Annotated in this window: 14 protein-coding genes; 10 read left to right on the top strand and 4 right to left on the bottom strand. The window is 59.2% G+C overall.

All coding sequences use genetic code 11. The annotated features are described in order from the left end of the window. Positions 1–2 precede the first annotated feature (2 nt). Positions 3–2,738: an RHS repeat domain-containing protein gene (locus KGA88_RS06780; protein WP_223589779.1), complete on the top strand. Its 2,736-nt coding sequence runs from the start codon at positions 3–5 to the stop codon at positions 2,736–2,738. A gap of 14 nt (positions 2,739–2,752) precedes the next feature. On the opposite strand, the gene KGA88_RS06775 is transcribed toward KGA88_RS06780, so the two are convergent. Further along, the gene (locus KGA88_RS06775; RefSeq protein WP_223589776.1) at positions 2,753–3,715 is read right to left on the bottom strand and encodes a GlxA family transcriptional regulator; all 963 of its coding nucleotides are present in this window, start codon (positions 3,713–3,715) and stop codon (positions 2,753–2,755) included. 225 nt (positions 3,716–3,940) lie between these two features. Between KGA88_RS06775 and KGA88_RS06770 the strand changes: the two genes are divergently transcribed. The 6 genes from KGA88_RS06770 to KGA88_RS06745 all read left to right on the top strand — a co-directional run bounded on the left by KGA88_RS06770 (position 3,941) and on the right by KGA88_RS06745 (position 9,479). Continuing rightward, entirely contained in the window at positions 3,941–4,885 is a 945-nt protein-coding gene (locus KGA88_RS06770) for a choline ABC transporter substrate-binding protein (RefSeq protein WP_110659637.1), read from the top strand. A 95-nt stretch (positions 4,886–4,980) separates the two neighbouring features. Further along, positions 4,981–5,868, top strand: coding sequence for a 3-keto-5-aminohexanoate cleavage protein (locus KGA88_RS06765; protein ID WP_223589774.1), 888 nt, complete (start codon positions 4,981–4,983; stop codon positions 5,866–5,868). Between the two features lie 173 nt (positions 5,869–6,041). Further along, the gene (locus KGA88_RS06760; protein WP_095964145.1) at positions 6,042–7,007 is read left to right on the top strand and encodes an L-carnitine dehydrogenase; all 966 of its coding nucleotides are present in this window, start codon (positions 6,042–6,044) and stop codon (positions 7,005–7,007) included. 165 nt (positions 7,008–7,172) lie between these two features. Continuing rightward, positions 7,173–7,649, top strand: coding sequence for a thioesterase family protein (locus KGA88_RS06755; RefSeq protein WP_223589772.1), 477 nt, complete (start codon positions 7,173–7,175; stop codon positions 7,647–7,649). 13 nt (positions 7,650–7,662) lie between these two features. Beyond that, entirely contained in the window at positions 7,663–8,826 is a 1,164-nt protein-coding gene (locus tag KGA88_RS06750; RefSeq protein WP_223589769.1) for a gamma-butyrobetaine dioxygenase, read from the top strand. Between the two features lie 386 nt (positions 8,827–9,212). Continuing rightward, entirely contained in the window at positions 9,213–9,479 is a 267-nt protein-coding gene (locus KGA88_RS06745; RefSeq protein WP_007995656.1) for a hypothetical protein, read from the top strand. Between the two features lie 96 nt (positions 9,480–9,575). On the opposite strand, the gene KGA88_RS06740 is transcribed toward KGA88_RS06745, so the two are convergent. Both KGA88_RS06740 and KGA88_RS06735 read right to left on the bottom strand, forming a co-directional pair. After that, complete coding sequence (locus KGA88_RS06740; RefSeq protein WP_007975492.1) at positions 9,576–10,679, bottom strand: GlxA family transcriptional regulator; 1,104 nt, start codon at positions 10,677–10,679, stop codon at positions 9,576–9,578. 522 nt (positions 10,680–11,201) lie between these two features. Beyond that, on the bottom strand, positions 11,202–12,578 hold the full coding sequence (locus KGA88_RS06735) for an L-serine ammonia-lyase (protein ID WP_110662209.1): 1,377 nt from the start codon (positions 12,576–12,578) through the stop codon (positions 11,202–11,204). A gap of 435 nt (positions 12,579–13,013) precedes the next feature. Here KGA88_RS06735 and KGA88_RS06730 point away from each other — a divergent pair, with 435 nt between their 5' ends. The 3 genes from KGA88_RS06730 to choV all read left to right on the top strand — a co-directional run bounded on the left by KGA88_RS06730 (position 13,014) and on the right by choV (position 16,045). Then, a complete protein-coding gene (locus KGA88_RS06730) occupies positions 13,014–13,958 on the top strand; it encodes a choline ABC transporter substrate-binding protein (RefSeq protein ID WP_110662210.1) in 945 nt (314 codons plus the stop codon). A 66-nt stretch (positions 13,959–14,024) separates the two neighbouring features. Beyond that, the gene (gene choW / locus KGA88_RS06725) at positions 14,025–14,870 is read left to right on the top strand and encodes a choline ABC transporter permease subunit (RefSeq protein WP_110662211.1); all 846 of its coding nucleotides are present in this window, start codon (positions 14,025–14,027) and stop codon (positions 14,868–14,870) included. Then, positions 14,867–16,045, top strand: coding sequence for a choline ABC transporter ATP-binding protein (choV, locus tag KGA88_RS06720; protein WP_223589767.1), 1,179 nt, complete (start codon positions 14,867–14,869; stop codon positions 16,043–16,045). The genes choW and choV overlap by 4 nt, the downstream gene beginning before the upstream one ends. A 254-nt stretch (positions 16,046–16,299) precedes the next feature. Here the strand turns inward: choV and KGA88_RS06710 are convergent, their stop codons facing one another. Continuing rightward, positions 16,300–18,240 carry a BCCT family transporter gene (locus KGA88_RS06710; protein WP_411740836.1) on the bottom strand — a complete coding sequence of 647 codons (1,941 nt, stop codon included), beginning with the start codon at positions 18,238–18,240 and terminating at the stop codon, positions 16,300–16,302. Positions 18,241–18,493 lie beyond the last annotated feature (253 nt).

Raw genomic sequence — 18,493 nt, 5'->3', positions numbered from 1 at the left:
ATATGGCCGCCAACCTGCACCGTTCCAGCCCAACCTTGATGGCACAGGACCCACGCCGCCATGTGATTCGCAGCGTGGCCTACCATCGCGCTCACTCCGACGAGCTTGTCGAAGCTCGCATTACCCGTCAGACATTCAATGCCAACGGGCACGAGGACGCCAACTGGGATCCTCGCTTGTGGTCTCGCAAATGCGGGCCGAACCTGAACATCGGCTATTCCCTTTCGGGTCACCCGCTGCGAAGCGAAAGTGTCGATGCCGGTTGGCGGGTAAGACTGATGGGCTGCGCGGGAGAGCTGTTATCTGAATGGGACAGTCGGCACACACTGCGCCAAATCGAACACGACAGCTTGCTGCGACCGATTGCCGTGATGGAGCAAGCTGACGGTGAACTGCCTTCGGTGATCGAACGGATGAACTTCGCCGAGAACAGCCTTGAGTTTGCTGTACATAACCAATGCGCAAAACTGATTCGCCACGATGACCCGGCCGGTTCGCGACAGATCAACGAGTACGGATTGGCGGGTGGCATATTGAGTGAATCACGACGCTTCCTGAATGATCTGCTGACACCGAATTGGCCGCAGGCCCTATCTGAGCGAGAGAAACTGCTGGAAACCGAAATAGCCACCACCTGCTGGCAATTCAACGCCACGGGTGAGGTAGCGAATCAACGAGATGCCCGGAACAATCAAACACTCATGGCCTACAACGTCGCGGGTGAACTCCAGCAGATTCAACTAAAACGCGAGAATCTGCCCGACAAGACACTCCTTAGCCAAGTAATCTATGGCGCGACAGGTCAGATAGAACAGGAAGTCGGAGGTAATGGCGTGCGGACCGTCCGGCGTTACGAAGCTCAGACTGATCGCCTGCTACGTCTCACCTCAAGCTTTGGTACTACCTGCTATCAGGATTACCACTATGACTATGACGCCGTCGGCAACATCACCCGGATCGAAGACACCGCGCAGCCTGTCCAGCACTTCAGAAACCGGCGTACGGAGCCTGTCAGCACTTATCGGTATGACACGCTGTATCAACTGATAGAAGCGACAGGTCGCGAATCCATACCGACAAACAATGGCCCTGGCTTGCCAGAGCTGCATACCCCGATGTTGGACCCAACACGGATGGGGCCTTACAAGCAGACATTCGTATATGACGCGGCAGGTAATTTGCGAACACTGGTGCATGAGGGAAGCAACGGCTACACGCGAGAATTGATCACTTCCCCCTTGAGTAATCGCAGCCTGTTGAAACCTGAATCTGGGGAGCCTGACTTCAATTCGGGCTTCGACCCCAATGGCAATCTACAGGTGCTCGCACCCGGTACCCAAACCCTGCAATGGGATACCCGAAACCAGTTGAGTGGAGTGGTGCTGGTCGACAGGGCAAACGAGGAGAATGATGACGAACGTTATCGTTATGACGCCCAAGGCCAAAGAGTGCGCAAGATTCGAATAAACAGGACCAAAACTGTCGTCAACACCAGCGAAACACGGTACTTACCGGGACTGGAACTTCATCACGACAATATGGGGGAAGAGCGGTACGTCATTAATATTGAAACGGGTAGCGGTTGCGTGCGTGTCTTGCAATGGACTCGGCAAACTCCCAAGTATATTCGCAACAATCAAATTCGCTATAGCTTAAGTAATCACTTGGGCTCCAGCATGCTTGAGCTGGACGATGAGGCGGGCGTGCTAAGTCAGGAAGGCTACTATGCTTTTGGTGGAACAGCCTGGTGGGCGGCGAGAAGTGAGAGTGAAGCAAAATACAAAACTATTCGTTACTCCATGAAAGAGCAGGATGCCACAGGCCTTTATTACTATGGTTTTCGATACTATGCCCCGTGGTTGATGCGCTGGTGCAACCCTGACCCTAGCGGGGACATAGATGGTCCCAATCGCTACTTATTTGTCAAAAATAATCCTATCATGCTGTATGACAACAGTGGAACCGAATCAAAAGTGACACTTACCCGCCATCAGTACTGGCTGGCAAAACTGGCCCCTTTGAGCATAGCATCAAGCAAGCTCGCAACACTATTTTTACCCCTTCTCCCCAAAAATGTAACTATTCAGCCATCCACAATTCGTGGCAATGGTGCTTATGCGTCAACAGCTGGATTTAGGATAAAAAGAGTCAATACAGAAGAGGCTAGCAAGATACTTATTGACTTCGAAAACAAATACGAAAACCTTAGAAGTCACTTAGAGCGAAAAGTGGATTCCGCCAAAAACCAACAATACAATGCCTACAATGAAGATCAGATAGATAACCTAACAAAAGGAGCGTCTATATCAGCTTCTGCGCAAGCAAATCTTGACATGCCTGTCGACGACCATGAACACCGCGGGCTATTCAAATTGGTCGACAAAAAAAATAGAGTACATGCATTTTCCTTTACAACTAGAAACGATGAAAAACTCACTCTCAACATCGACGATGTCGTTGCACATCCCTACTCACAACTTTCGGAACTAAGTGGGGAATATCGCCAAGAACTCGCCAAAGAATTTGAGGGCTTTGATTCTTATCTGACAAAAAAAACCGGGTCAGTTTTAACTTTCCTAACAATAGCCAAAGAAATAAAAGCCTCCCCCGCGAGAGTTAAATTCATCACGACAAATGCGATAAATGAACGTTCTGCCAATATCGTAAAAAAATTCAATCCAGGTGAAAGTGTAAACCCACATCAACGAAATGCTACAAGGCAGAGTTCAATCTACTAAAACACAACTAAAATTCACCCCACCACATCCTGCTCATGCCGAGTGCGCCGCCGATCCTCCCGCGGGCAACGCTCAAACTTCGCGCGATAGCTGCGGGTGAAATACGACGGCGATTCAAAGCCACAGGCAATGCTCACCTCCAACACGCTCATGTCTGTTTGCCGCAGCAACTGCCGGGCCTTTTCCAGCCTTAGGCGCAGGTAGAAATTGCTCGGCGTGTCGTTCAGATGCAGGCGGAACAGTCTCTCCAGTTGCCGCCGCGTCACCTTGATCGATTCCGCCAATTCCAGCGTGCTCAGCGGCGGTTCGCTGTGCTGTTCCATCTCGCCGATCACGTGTACCAGCTTCTTGTTGCTGATGCCGTAGCGCGTGGCGACTTCCATGCGCTGGTGGTCTTTGCGCGGGCGGATGCGGCCGAGTACGAACTGTTCGCTGACCTGGATCGCCAGTTCCGGGCCGTGGGCCTGGGCGATCAGATCCAACATCAGGTCAATGGAAGCGGTGCCGCCAGCGGAGGTGATGCGCCGTCGGTCGATCTCGAACAGCTCCTGGGTGACGCTGAGCTGTGGATAGGACTCCTTGAAGGCGTCGATAGCTTCCCAGTGCAGGGTCAGGCGATGGCCGTCGAGCAAACCCGCCTCGGCGAGAATGAAGCTGCCGGTGTCGATGGCGCCGAGGATCACGCCTTCGTTGTCCAGCCGACGCAGCCAGTGTTCCAGCGCCGGAGTGGCGAACTTCAGCGGCTCGAACCCGGCGACCACCAGCAGTGTCGCGCCTTTCTTTAGCGGCTCCAGCGCCGCATCGGCGTTCACCGACATGCCGTTGCTGGCCAGCACCGCCCCGCCATCGGCGCTCAGCACATGCCAGCGATAGAGCTCGCCGCGAAAGCGATTGGCGACCCGCAACGGCTCGATGGCCGAAATAAATCCGATGGCCGAGAAACCCGGCATCAACAAGAAGTAGAAATCCTGGGACATGGAGCGCACTCGCTTAGCAGGTAACAAGAGGCCAGGTAACGAGAGGGCGGACAGCGTGTGGACGTTGATACGCCACTTGCACGCGGCATTCAAGAGCACAGGTCGCTGCAGTGCAAGAGCTGGTCGCCGCAGTGCGCTTTCATCGGTGCTTTGCTGCGTAACTTGGCATCACCGGCGCATCAGACACCGGAACTCACAATAAACGAACTGCCGAGGAACCTGAGAATGAAACGACTGATCAGCAGCTGTGTTCTTGCACTCAGTGGTACCGCGTTACTGAGCGCCAGTGTCATGGCCGCCGAACCCGCCGCATGCCAGAACGTGCGCATGGGCGTAGTGAACTGGACCGACGTGATCGCCACCAGCGCCATGACCCAGGTATTGCTCGATGGCCTCGGCTATAGCACCAAACAAACCAGCGCCTCCCAGCAAATCATCTTCGCCGGGATCCGCGACCAGCGTCTGGACATGTTCCTCGGCTACTGGAACCCGCTGATGACCCAGACCATCACCCCGTTCGTCGATGCCAAACAGGTCAAGGTGCTTGAAGCGCCAAGCCTGCAGGACGCCCGCGCGACCCTCGCCGTGCCGACCTACCTCGCCGACAAGGGCCTGAAAACCTTCGCCGACATCGCCAAATTCGAAAAAGAACTGGGCGGCAAGATCTACGGCATCGAGCCTGGCTCGGGCGCCAACACCCAGATCAAGGCGATGATTTCCAAGAATCAGTTCGGCCTCGGCAAGTTCCAGCTGGTCGAGTCCAGCGAAGCCGGCATGCTCGCCGCGGTTGATCGCGCCGTACGTCGCAACGAAGCCGTGGTGTTCTTCGGCTGGGCGCCGCACCCGATGAACGTCAACGTGAAGATGACCTACCTCACCGGCAGTGAAAACGCCCTGGGGCCAGACGAAGGCAAGGCCACCGTGTGGACCGTCACCGCACCGACCTACGCCGAACAATGCCCGAATATCGGTCGCTTGCTGAGCAACCTGACATTCACCGCCGAAGACGAGAGTCGGATGATGCAGCCACTGCTGGATCACAAGGACGCCTTCGAGTCGGCCAAGCAATGGCTCAAGGATCACCCGCAGGACAAAAAACGCTGGCTTGAAGGCGTCACCACCTTCGATGGCAAACCGGCCGCTGAAAACCTGCAGCTGACCAGTAAATAAACCCGAACGAACCACCGCCTCGCAGCCCCAACGGGCTGCGAACGGGACCACCACGCCTGGCCAAAACCAAAAACTCGCTTGTAAGGAACCGCCCCATGAACCACGACGTCATCATCACCTGCGCACTCACCGGTGCTGGCGACACGACCGCCAGAAGCCCACACGTGCCGGTCACCCCGAAACAGATCGCGGCCGCCGCCGTGGAAGCCGCCAAGGCCGGCGCCACCGTGGTTCACTGCCATGTGCGTGACCCGCAAACCGGCAAGTTCAGCCGTGACGTGGCGCTGTACCGCGAAGTGATGGAGCGCATCCGCGAGGCGGACGTGGACATCATCGTCAACCTCACCGCCGGCATGGGCGGCGACCTGGAGATCGGCTCCGGCGAGAACCCGATGGAGTTCGGCCCGAATACCGACCTGGTCGGCCCGTTGACCCGCCTGGCCCACGTCGAAGAACTGCTGCCGGAAATCTGCACCCTCGACTGCGGCACCCTGAACTTCGGCGACGGCGACACCATTTACGTGTCCACCCCGGCGCAGCTGCGCGCTGGCGCCAAACGCATTCAAGAGCTGGGCGTTAAAGCCGAGCTGGAAATCTTCGACACCGGCCACCTGTGGTTCGCCAAGCAGATGATCAAGGAAGGCCTGCTCGACAACCCACTGTTCCAACTGTGCCTGGGCATCCCGTGGGGCGCTCCGGCGGACACCACCACCATGAAAGCCATGGTCGACAACCTGCCCGCCGACGCGGTCTGGGCCGGCTTCGGTATCGGTCGCATGCAGATGCCGATGGCGGCGCAAGCGGTGCTGCTCGGCGGCAACGTGCGGGTCGGGCTGGAAGACAACCTGTGGCTGGACAAGGGCGTGCTGGCGACCAACGGCCAACTGGTCGAGCGCGCCGGCGAAATCCTCAGCCGCCTCGGTGCCCGCGTTCTAACGCCGGCTGAAGGCCGGGCAAAAATGGGCCTGACCAAGCGCGGTTAATCCTCCCAAACACAACCTTGCAGGAGCCGGCTTTTGTGGCGAGGGGGCTTGCCCCCGTTGGGTCGCGAAGCGGCCCTAAAAGCTTTACGACTGCTTCGCAGCCGAACGGGGGCAAGCCCCCTCGCCACAGAGCCGGCTCCTACAACGATCACCGAACTCTTCAGGAAGTCACCATGAGCTTTATCACCGAAATCAAAACCTTCGCAGCGCTGGGCAGCGGTGTCATCGGCAGCGGTTGGGTATCCCGCGCCCTCGCCCATGGTCTGGATGTAGTGGCCTGGGACCCAGCTCCCGGCGCTGAAGCCGCCTTGCGCAAACGCGTCGCCAATGCCTGGGGCGCGCTGGAGAAACAAGGCCTGGCGCCGGGCGCATCACAGGATCGCCTGCGCTTTGTCGCGACCATCGAGGAGTGCGTGCGCGACGCCGATTTCATCCAGGAAAGCGCCCCGGAACGCCTTGAGCTGAAGCTGGACCTGCACAGCAAAATCAGCGCAGCGGCCAAGCCCAACGCCTTGATCGGTTCCAGCACCTCCGGTCTGTTGCCGAGCGAGTTCTACGAAAGCGCCACGCACCCGGAGCGCTGCGTAGTCGGCCACCCGTTCAACCCGGTTTACCTGCTGCCCCTGGTGGAAGTGGTCGGCGGCAAGAACACCGCCCCTGAAGCCGTGCAAGCGGCAATGAAGGTCTATGAATCCCTGGGCATGCGCCCGCTGCACGTGCGCAAGGAAGTACCGGGCTTCATCGCCGACCGTCTGCTCGAGGCGCTGTGGCGTGAGGCACTGCACCTGGTCAACGATGGCGTGGCGACCACCGGCGAAATCGACGATGCAATCCGCTTTGGCGCGGGCTTGCGCTGGTCGTTCATGGGCACTTTCCTGACCTACACCCTGGCCGGTGGCGATGCCGGCATGCGCCACTTCATGGCACAGTTCGGCCCGGCGTTGCAATTGCCGTGGACCTACCTGCCGGCGCCGGAACTGACCGACAAGCTGATCGACGACGTGGTCGACGGCACCAGCGATCAACTGGGCAAACACAGCATTTCGGCGCTGGAGCGCTATCGTGATGACTGCCTGCTGGCGGTACTGGAGGCGGTGAAGACCACCAAAGAGAAGCATGGGATGGCCTTCAGCGAGTAAGCCTTATGTTATGAGGCCAGCAGTACCGGCCTCTTCGCGAGCAAGCCCGCTCCCACAGGGGATCTGCTGAGTGACCTAGATTGTATTCACACTGCAAATCACTGTGGGAGCGGGCTTGCCCGCGAAGACGGCAGCCCAGTCACCATCAATGTCGGAACTAACATCATGCCCACCCTCACCACCTACCAAACCACCATCATCCCCGACTGGGTCGACTACAACGGCCACCTGCGCGATGCCTTCTACCTGCTGATTTTCAGCTACGCCACCGACGCCCTGATGGATCGCCTGGGCCTGGACAGCAACAGCCGCGAAGCCAGTGGCAACTCGCTGTTCACCCTCGAACTGCACCTGAACTACCTGCACGAAGTGAAGCTCGACGCCCAGGTCGAGGTACACACCCAAATCATTGCCCACGACGGCAAGCGCGTGCACCTCTATCACAGCCTGCATCTGGTCGGTGATGACAAGGAACTCGCCGGCAATGAGCAGATGCTGCTGCACGTGGACCTCGCCGGGCCGCGCTCGGCACCGTTCAGCGAACAGTCCTTGACCCGGCTGCAAGCCATCGTCGCCGAACAGGTAGACCTACCAACACCCGAGTACATAGGCCGAGTGATCGCATTACCCTCCAAAAAATAACAAGGAGATCGCCATGAACACCGCTGCTGCATTTGCCGACTTTCGTACCTATCCGTTAATCAGCGCGCTGACTGGCGTGCAGACTCTGGCGGACCGTGTTCTGGTGAAGTGGGCCGACGATCGCGTCAGCCCTTTCCACCATCAATGGCTGCGGGACAATTGCCCGTGCCCGCAATGCGTCTACACCGTGACCCGCGAACAAGTGCTGGAAATCGTCGATGTGGCTCAGGATCTGATGCCTGACGCCGTACACATCGACACGCAAGGCTGCCTGTCGGTGGACTGGCAGGACGGCCACGCCAGCCGCTTCGATCCCGGCTGGCTGCGCGCCCATGCCTATGACGACGAATCCCGCGCCGAGCGCCAGGCACGCAAGCCAAAAGCCAGGCTTTGGCACAGCGACTTGCAGTTGCCGGTGTTCGAGTATCAGGCGCTGATGACCGATAACGACGCTCTGTTGCAATGGCTGCTGGCGGTACGCGATGTCGGGCTGACCCAAGTCCGCGGCGTGCCCACCGAGCCCGGCTCGTTGAAGCTGATCGCGCAGCGTATTTCCTTCATCCGCGAGAGCAACTTCGGCGTGCTGTTCAACGTGCAATCCAAGGCCGACGCCGACAGCAACGCCTACACCGCGTTCAACCTGCCGCTGCACAGCGATTTGCCGACTCGGGAGTTGCAACCGGGGCTGCAGTTCCTGCATTGCCTGGTCAATGACGCCGAGGGTGGCGAGAGCATTTTTGTCGATGGTTTCGCCATTGCCGACGCCTTGCGCCGGGAAGACCCAGAATCCTTCAAGAGCCTCTGCGAAATCCCCGTGGAGTTTCGCAACAAGGACCGTCACAGTGACTACCGCTGTCTCGCGCCGATCATTGCCCTGGATGCGTTGGGGAGTGTGTCGGAAATCCGCATGGCGAACTTTCTGCGCGGGCCGTTCGATGCTTCGGTAGAGCAGATGCCCAGGCTGTACCAGGCCTACCGGCGCTTCATCGCGATGACCCGCGAACCCCGCTTCCGCCTGATGCAGCGACTCAATCCCGGTGAGCTGTGGTGCTTCGACAACCGCCGCACCCTGCACGCCCGCAACGCCTTCGACCCCACCACCGGCGCCCGGCATTTCCAGGGCTGCTATGTCGACCGGGATGAGTTGCTGTCGCGGATTCTGGTGTTGCAACGCTAGACCGCGTCATCGTTCTTCGCGAGCAAGCCCGCTCCCCCATTCAACCGCATTCCCCCTGAAGGAACTCGGTCGAATGTGGGAGCGGGCTTGCTCGCGAAGGCGGTATATCAATCAACACAAAACCCACTGAATCACAGACAAAAAAAGCCCCGATCAAGCCGTGACAGGATCGAGGCAGAGGGTACTGTTGAGGAGCTGCCGTGCGAGGGTGACCAAACCTTCGTGAAGCGAGCTGAGTCCAGTGTGCCCCCTCCTCAGGCCGGCAAGTTGCCCGAAAACGACCTGTTCATAGCCAATGCTGCCATTGCGACAAATCGCCCTTGCCGACACCCGGCACCCCCACCAGAATCGAACCACGACCCCGTTCCCTGAAGAAGGATTGCGTCATGATGCACGCCGATTTGATAGACCAGGAAGACCTGTTGGGCCAGCTCAAGTCGTTGGGATTCGAAGTGCCCACCGGCGCCACCGCCGAGCAGGCCTGCGAGTGTGCGGTACGGGGATTGAACGATGTGCGGGCAATGACCCTGCGCACCATGGTCAAGCAGATGTACACCAGCAGCGCGACCATCCTGCCGGCGGTGCGCCAGGCGATCGACAAGCAGTTGTTGCCGGCGTTGGCTGAGTATCAGCAGAGCCACACAGGCCGATAAAAAGCCTTCGCGAGCAAGCCCGCTCCCACATTGGTTCTGTGAACGACACAGATCAAATGTGGGAGCGGGCTTGCTCGCGAATGAAAACGCCTCGGACTAGAGCCTTACACTGGCAAACGTCGACTCATTACGCGCCTGGCTCAACGCCGACAACGGCCCGGACAACGGCGACAGCACCAGCGCTTGCGGCAGCGGCATCATCGCCACTTGCTGGGTGGTGTTGGAGCCTACGCGCTCGTCACGCGGCGGAATGCCGAAGTATTCGCGGTAGCACTTGGAGAAGTGCGGCGTGGACACGAAACCGCACACCGACGCCACTTCGATGATCGACATCGGCGTTTGCTTGAGCAGCTGGCGCGCGCGGATCAGGCGCAGCTTGAGGTAGTAACGCGACGGCGAGCAGTGCAGGTATTTCTGGAACAGGCGTTCGAGCTGACGACGGGACACCGCGACATACACCGCCAGTTCGTCGAGGTCGATTGGCTCTTCGAGGTTGGCTTCCATCAGCGCAACGATTTCCTGCAGTTTCGGCTGGTTGGTGCCGAGCATGTGCTTGAGCGGCACACGCTGGTGATCCTGCTCGTTGCGGATGCGCTCGTAGACGAACATTTCCGAAATCGCCGCCGACAGCTCACGACCGTGATCTCGGCTGATCAAGTGCAGCATCATGTCCAGCGGCGCGGTGCCGCCGGAGCTGGTGAACCGGTTACGGTCGAGGGTGAACAGACGGGTGCTCATCGCTACCCGGGGGAAAGCTTCCTGCATCGCCGCCAGGCATTCCCAGTGCACGCTGCAATCGAAACCGTCGAGCAGGCCGGCGCAGGCCAGGGCCCAGCTGCCGGTGCAGACCGCGCCGAGACGGCGCGACTGGCGGGCCTGGCTTTGCAGCCACGACACGTGTTCGCGGGTAACAGTACGCTGGATGCCAATACCGCCGCAGACGATGACAGTGTCCATTGGCGGGGCTTTGTGCATGGAGGCGTCAGGGGTGATTTGCAGGCCGTCACTGGCCCAGACCTGGCCGCCATCGACGGTGAGGGTGGTCCAGCGATACAGCTCGCGACCGGACAACTGGTTGGCCATGCGCAGGGGTTCCACTGCGGAAGCCAGAGAAATCAGCGTGAAATTGTCCAGCAGCAGAAAGCCGATGGATTGAGGCGCACGGTTCTGGGGTTGGGCCCCGGAGTTGAACGTCGTCATCGCGGTATCTCCTCACACAAAGCGGGTGATGGCCTCAGGCGGAGGCTCTTTTTATTGCCATCGTTCTCGCGTGGGAGACGGGCTTTGTAATGACAGAGCAATTGCCATGCCTAAATTTGAATGCGCGTTCAATAACTCCTAAAAACGACGTCGGAATGTGTCTATATATGTCTTGCAAGGCGTGGGGATTTAAATGGCCATCAGGACTGGCAAGCACCCCGGCCCACACGCTGTGAGCAATTCGGTAGCACTTGTGGGAACAGGGCTGCGAGCCGCTGTAAAAGAGTGTCACCGCAGGCACGGGTGACGGGCGGTCGAGGGCTTGAAAGACGCCGACGGCTGGCAAGACGATTTATCTGAGAGCGACGCGCCAAAAGGTGGCGCGTTTTCGAGCAGGTGTTCACTTAGCGCGCAGTTTTGACTGGTCTGGCCCCTTCGCGAGCAAGCCCGCTCCCACAGGGAAACGCATTCCAAGTGTGGGAGCGGGCTTGCTCGCGAAGCAGGCGGCCCGGTATCACTGACTCAACACTCGACAGCGCTAACCGCCAACCCACCCCGCGATGTCTCCTTATATTTGTCATGCATGTCGGCACCGGTATCGCGCATGGTGCGGATCACTCGATCCAGCGAAATAAAGTGCTGGCCATCACCGCGCAATGCCATTTGCGCCGCGTTGATCGCTTTCACCGCGGCAATCGCGTTGCGCTCGATGCACGGCACCTGGACCAGCCCACCCACCGGGTCGCAAGTCAGGCCGAGGTTGTGTTCCAGACCGATCTCCGCCGCGTTGCACAGTTGCTCCGGCGTGGCGCCGAGAATTTCCGCCAACCCGGCTGCCGCCATGGCGCAGGCCGAACCGACTTCGCCCTGGCAGCCAACTTCGGCACCGGAGATCGAGGCGTTCTTCTTGCACAGGATTCCCACAGCCGCCGCGCTGAGGAAGTAGTCGACGACATTGGCGTCGGTCACCGCCTCGCTGAATTTCATAAAGTAGTGCAACACCGCCGGAATGATCCCCGCCGCGCCGTTGGTCGGTGCCGTGACCATGCGCCCGCCAGCGGCGTTCTCTTCGTTGACCGCCAGGGCGAACAGGTTGACCCACTCCATGGCGCTCAAGGTCGAGCCGATCACGTTGGGTTTGTTCAGCTCCTGCAAGCTACGGTGCAGCTTGGCCGCACGACGGCGCACATTCAGCCCGCCGGGCAGGATGCCTTCGTGTTTCAGGCCTTGTTCGACGCAATCCTGCATGGCGCGCCAGAGCGTCATCAAGCCGCTGCGGATTTCATCCTCGCTGCGCCACACCCTCTCGTTAGCCATCATTAATTCAGCTACGCGCAGATTGTGTTTTTTACACAGCTCCAGCAGCTCGGCAGCGCTGGAAAAGTCATAGGGCAGCACGGTGCGGTCGAGGTCGACGACACCGCTTGCGGCCTGAGCCTCATCGACGACAAAACCGCCGCCGACCGAATAGTAGGTGTCGCGATGCAACTCGCCGTCATCGCCCTCGACTATCAAGGTCATGGCGTTGGGGTGGAATGGCAAGTTCTCATCGATCAGGCGCATGTCCCGGGCCCAGGTGAAGGGCACAGGCAAGCGACCGTCGAGCAGCAGCGTATCGGTCTCACGCAGTGTGGCGATGCGGATGCCGATTTGCGACGGATCGATTGCATCCGGCCACTCGCCCATCAGGCCCATGATCACGGCATTGTCGCTGCCGTGGCCGATGCCGGTGGCCGACAACGAACCGAACAGCTGTACTTCGACACGCCGCACCCGCTCCAGCAGCCCGCGCTCGCGCAGGCCCTGCACAAACAACGCCGCCGCCCGCATGGGCCCCACGGTGTGCGAACTGGACGGGCCGATGCCGATTTTGAACAGGTCGAAAACACTGATAGCCATTACTGCCGAACTCCTGGATGGGCCCACTGCGCACGCGAAAGCGCACGGTGACGGAGCTGCTACGCTCAAGCTGCAATCCGCCGAGATGACCGCATCATCAAGCTTTTATCGTGTTGTTCGACGTCTCTAACCGACGCACTCATGCCCACTAACGCCGCGTGTCTTTTACGCAGTGTTTTCGCCGTTTTTTTGCGGTTCAGAGGGGGAAAAAGGGCTGAAAAAATCTGTAAACGACGTCACCGACACTGGAAGCGACCATCCCTGTACTGGATACGACGCACCCTGTAGGCGTCAGATTTTCACTGGTACATGATCATATCGACTCGATTGCAAGGCGCCGTGGTAGAGCTGTCTCCAAAACGCCATCCAACCGCAACCTATAAGTGCGGTGGTCCAGTCGGAACACTGCCAAAAAAAACACCAAGGAGTCCATCCATGAAAGGTTCCCCGTCGTTGTTGTTGGCCGCCATGCTTAGTCTGCCGGTTCTGGCGCAAGCCGCAGAACCGGCGCAGTGCAGTACCGTAAATTTCTCCGATGTCGGCTGGACCGACATCACCGCGACAACCGCGACCACCAGCGTCGTGCTCGATGCCCTCGGCTACAAGACCAAGACCACCATGATTTCCGTGCCCGTGACCTACAAGTCCCTGGCCGACGGCAAGAACATGGACGTGTTCCTGGGGAACTGGATGCCAACCATGGAAAACGACATCAAGGCCTATCGCGACGCGGGCACCGTGGATGTCGTGCGCACCAACCTCAAGGGCGCCAAGTACACCCTCGCCGTTCCCCAGGCGCTGTACGACAAGGGGCTGCATGACTTCGCCGACATCGCCAAATTCAAGAAAGAACTCGACGGCAAGATCTACGGCATCGAGCCTGGCAACGACGGCAACCGCCTGATCCAGAGCATGATCGACAAAGATGCCTTCGGCTTGAAGGCCGCCGGTTTCAAAGTCGTCGAATCCTCCGAAGCCGGCATGCTGTCGCAAGTAGACCGCGCGCAGAAACGCGACACCGCCGTGGTGTTCCTCGGCTGGGCGCCGCACCCGATGAACAAGCGCTTCAAGATTCAATACCTGACCGGTGGTGATGACTTCTTCGGCCCGGACTTCGGTGCCGCCACCGTGGCGACCAACACCCGCAAGGGTTACGCGCAGGAGTGCGGCAACGTTGGTCAGTTGCTGAAGAACCTGGAGTTCACCGTCGACATGGAAAGTGAACTGATGGGCAACATCCTGGACGACAAGATGAAGCCTGACGCGGCCGCCAAGGCCTGGCTGAAAAAGAATCCACAGGTGCTCGATACCTGGCTCGCTGGCGTGACCACCATTGACGGTAAACCTGGCCTGGAGGCCGTGAAAGCCAAACTGCAGTAATCGCTTATGCCGGGCAGGTTCGCCTGCCCGGGCTGTTTATTTCCTTGCATGCGGACGTTCACTACCATGCTGATTGATCAGAAAATACCCCTAGGCCAGTACATCGCGAGCTTCGTTGAATGGTTGACGCAACACGGCGCCAGCACCTTCGACGCCATCGCCGTGACACTGGAAACGATGATCCACGGCGTGACGTTTGCGCTGACCTGGTTCAACCCGCTGGCACTGATCGGCCTGATCGCACTACTGGCACACTTCATTCAACGCAAATGGGGCCTGACCGCCTTTGTCGTTGCCTCCTTCCTGCTGATCCTCAATCTGGGGTACTGGCAGGAAACCATGGAAACCCTCGCCCAGGTGCTGTTCGCCACCCTGGTCTGCGTGGTCATCGGCGTGCCGCTGGGCATCGTCGCCGCGCACAAGCCGATGTTCTATACTTTAATGCGTCCGGTACTCGATCTGATGCAGACCGTACCGACCTTCGTGTACCTCATTCCTACCCTGACCCTCTTCGGGCTGGGCGTGGTCCCGGGCCTGATCTCCACGGTGGTGTTCGCGATTGCCGCGCCCATCCGCCTGACCTACCTGGGCATCCGCGATGTTCCGGAAGAACTGATGGACGCCGGCAAAGCCTTTGGCTGCTCGCGACGTCAACTGCTCTCGCGAATCGAACTGCCCCACGCCATGCCAAGCATCGCGGCCGGTATTACCCAGTGCATCATGCTGTCTCTTTCGATGGTGGTGATCGCGGCACTGGTGGGCGCCGATGGCCTGGGTAAACCGGTGGTCAACGCACTGAACACTGCTGATATCGCGCTGGGCTTCGAAGCTGGCCTGGCGATCGTACTGCTGGCGATCATGCTCGACCGTATCTGCAAACAACCCGACGCCAAAGTAGGGGGTGATGCATGAGCATAATTCGCTTCGATAACGTTGACGTTATCTTCTCCAAGGATCCACGCGAGGCGCTCAAGCTGCTGGATCAGGGCATGACCCGCAACGAAATCCTGAAAAAGACCGGGCAGATTGTCGGCGTTGAAAAAGCCAGCCTGGACGTCGAAAAAGGTGAGATCTGCGTACTGATGGGCCTGTCCGGCTCAGGCAAGTCCAGCCTGTTGCGCTGCATCAACGGCCTGAACACCGTCAGCCGCGGCAAGTTGTTCGTCGAGCACGAAGGCAAGCAGATCGATATCGCCTCCTGCACCCCGGCAGAACTGAAAATGATGCGCACCAAGCGCATCGCGATGGTGTTCCAGAAGTTCGCCCTGATGCCTTGGCTGACCGTTCGCGAGAACATCAGCTTCGGCCTGGAAATGCAGGGCCGTCCCGAGAAAGAACGCCGCAAACTGGTGGACGACAAGCTTGAGCTGGTGGGCCTGACCCAGTGGCGCAACAAGAAACCCAACGAGCTGTCCGGTGGCATGCAACAACGCGTGGGCCTGGCCCGTGCCCTGGCGATGGACGCCGACATCCTGCTGATGGACGAACCGTTCTCGGCACTCGACCCGCTGATCCGCCAGGGTCTGCAGGACGAACTGCTGGAACTGCAACGCAAGCTGAGCAAGACCATCGTGTTCGTCAGCCACGACCTCGACGAGGCCCTGAAACTGGGTAGCCGCATCGCGATCATGAAAGACGGCCGGATCATCCAGTACAGCAAACCGGAAGAAATCGTCCTCAACCCGGCGGACGACTACGTGCGGACCTTCGTGGCCCACACCAACCCGCTGAACGTACTGTGCGGCCGCAGCCTGATGCGCACCCTGGACAACTGCAAACGCATCAACGGTTCGGTGTGCCTGGATCCGGGCGGCGATTCGTGGCTGGACCTGGCTGAAGGCAACACCATCAAGGGTGCTCGCCAGAACGGGTCTGCGCTGGACTTGCAGAACTGGGTACCGGGTCAGGCCGTTGAAGGCCTGGGCCGTCGACCAACTCTGGTGGACTCGAACATCGGCATGCGCGATGCGCTGCAGATTCGTTATCAGACCGGCAACAAACTGGTGCTGCACGATAACAACCATGTGGTGGGGATTCTCGGCGACAGCGAGTTGTATCACGCACTGCTCGGCAAGAACCTGGGGTAAGGCAACAGACACAAAAACGCCGCGAGAGGATCGCGGCGTTTTTGTTAGTGCCGATATTCAGCTGTAAGCAGAGAACCCTGTGGCGAGGGGGCTTGCCCCCGTTCGGCGGCGTAGCCGTCGTAAATCCGGATAATGCGGTTTATCTGAACTACTGCGGTGTCTGGATTTGGGGTCGCTGCGCAACCCAACGGGGGCAAGCCCCCTCACCACAATTAGAACTGCGGAGCATTGACTGCACCGCAGTACCTCACTTCTTAGCTATAAACCCGGTCAAGGAGCTGCCGATGGCTTTCAAACTGATCGAGCACGTCACGGGTGATCTGATCCTGGGTGAAACCCATCAAGTCGTAGTCCTGGCTGCCGTTGTGCAGGTAAACCTCGGCACGGTAGAAACGCTGACGCGCCTCATCGGACTGGGCAGACTCGGTCGGCGTGGCCAGATAACCGTCCAGGCTCACTTCGTAGACGAAAGGGTTGCCCTCTTCCATTTCCACCCGTACACCCATGCAGCGCTTGGATTTGCCCAGCAGTGTCTGCACTTGCAGGCCTTGAGCACGCATTTGCGCCGTCGCATCTTGCAGCGCCGGGCTCACTTGCTTGTCCATGAAGCGCTGTACCACCGATTGGCTCGGCTGCAGGTCCAGTTGGGTCAGGCGCTCGCTGAAACCACGACGACCGCGTGCCGCCAGTTCCGCTTGCTCCTGTTCGATCTGCACGTCCTGGCGCATGGCCTTGTGCAAGCCGAACATGAAGAACACCAGCACCACCGAGAACGGCAGGCCAGCCAACACCACCATGGTTTGCATGGCTTCGAAGTTGCCGGCGAACAGCAGACCGATGGTCACCAGGGTGATCACCGCCGACCAGAAGATCCGCAACCAGTGCGGGGCGTCTTCGTCAACGTTGCCGCCCTTGCACGACAGGTTGGCCATCATCACCGCGCCGGAATCCGCCGGGGTCAGGAACAGCACGAAACCGACGAAAATCGATACGCCGATCACAACCTTCGACGCCGGGTAATGCTCAAGCAACTGGTAGATCGCCATGGACGGCTGTTCCAGCGCCGTCTTCCCGAGTTCCACCGCCCCATGGTTCATCACCAGGTCCAGGGCCGAGTTACCGAAGATCGACAGCCACGCCAGGGTGAAACCCAGCGGAATCAGGAGCACGCCCGCGACCAGTTCGCGCACGGTACGACCACGGGAAATACGCGCGATGAACATGCCCACGAATGGCGCCCAGGAAATCCACCAGGCCCAGTAGAACAGAGTCCACAGGCCCAGCCAGCGGTCGGACTTCTCACTGTCGCCTTCGTACACATAGAGGTCGAAGGTCTTCAGCACCACGCCATTCAGGTAGTCACCGACGTTCTGCACGAAACCGTTGAGCAGGTGCAGGGTCGGGCCGAACAACAGCACGAAAATCAGCAAGCCGCTGAACAGCACGATGTTCAGGTTGGACAGGCGGCGGATGCCGTTTTCCACGCCCGACACGGCGGCGATGGTCGCCACGGTGCTCATCACGATGATCACGATCAGCAGGTTGGTGTTGCTGTGCTCCATGCCGAACAGGTTTTCCAGCCCCGACGACACTTGCAGCGAACCAATCCCCAGGTTCGTCACCAGACCCAGCAGGGTCACGAACATGCCGAAGCCGTCCACCGCATGCCCGGCCGCGCCCTTGACCCAACGCTCGCCCACCAGCGGATACAGCGCCGAACGCAACGCCAGCGGCTGGTTATGACGATAAGCAAAGTAGGCAACGGCCAGACCGACCAATGCGTAGATCGCCCAGCCGTGCAGGCCCCAGTGCAGGAACGTCAGTTGCACCGCCTGACGGGCGGCAAGGTTGCTGCCGGCCACGCCTTCCGGCGGGTTGAAGTAGTGGTCCAGCGGCTCCGATGCGCCGAAGTACAGCAGCGAAATGCCGATACCCGACGAGAACAGCATCCCCGCCCAGGCGCCGTAGCTGAAGTCCGGGGTGTCGTCCTTGCTGCCCAGCTTGAGTTTGCCGTAGGACGAAAACGCCAGGCCGACGACAAAAATCAGGTAGGCGGCAATCACCACCATGTAGTACCAGCCGAAGCTGCGGGACAACCAGGCTTGCGCCGTACCCAGCATTCTGCCGGCCTCTTGCGGGGCGATGATCAGAATGGCGGTCAACAACAGAATCAACGCGGTAGAGGTGTAGAACACCCAACCGTTGACCGTCACCTTCTCGGGTGGGGTCTTTATTAGCGAGGCAGAACTCATGGCACAGATGCTCCGGGCAGTGCGAGAGAAGAACGCAAGACAAACGAGTTACCCGACCAATCGGTTAGTGGGCAGCCGACCGGCGGGTGATATAAAGACACCCCGAAAAAAGCCCGAAACCCCTGGAGCGCCACAGCGCGTAGGTTTCGAGCAGTTTTTGATGTCGTTTTTCCGCCAACTACAAGTAGGAAAAACC

The organism is Pseudomonas sp. A-R-19 (genome assembly GCF_019956575.1).
In the GTDB taxonomy this organism is placed as follows: domain Bacteria; phylum Pseudomonadota; class Gammaproteobacteria; order Pseudomonadales; family Pseudomonadaceae; genus Aquipseudomonas.
Note: the sequence above shows the minus strand (reverse complement) of the source record. Positions and strands in the feature narration are given on the sequence as shown.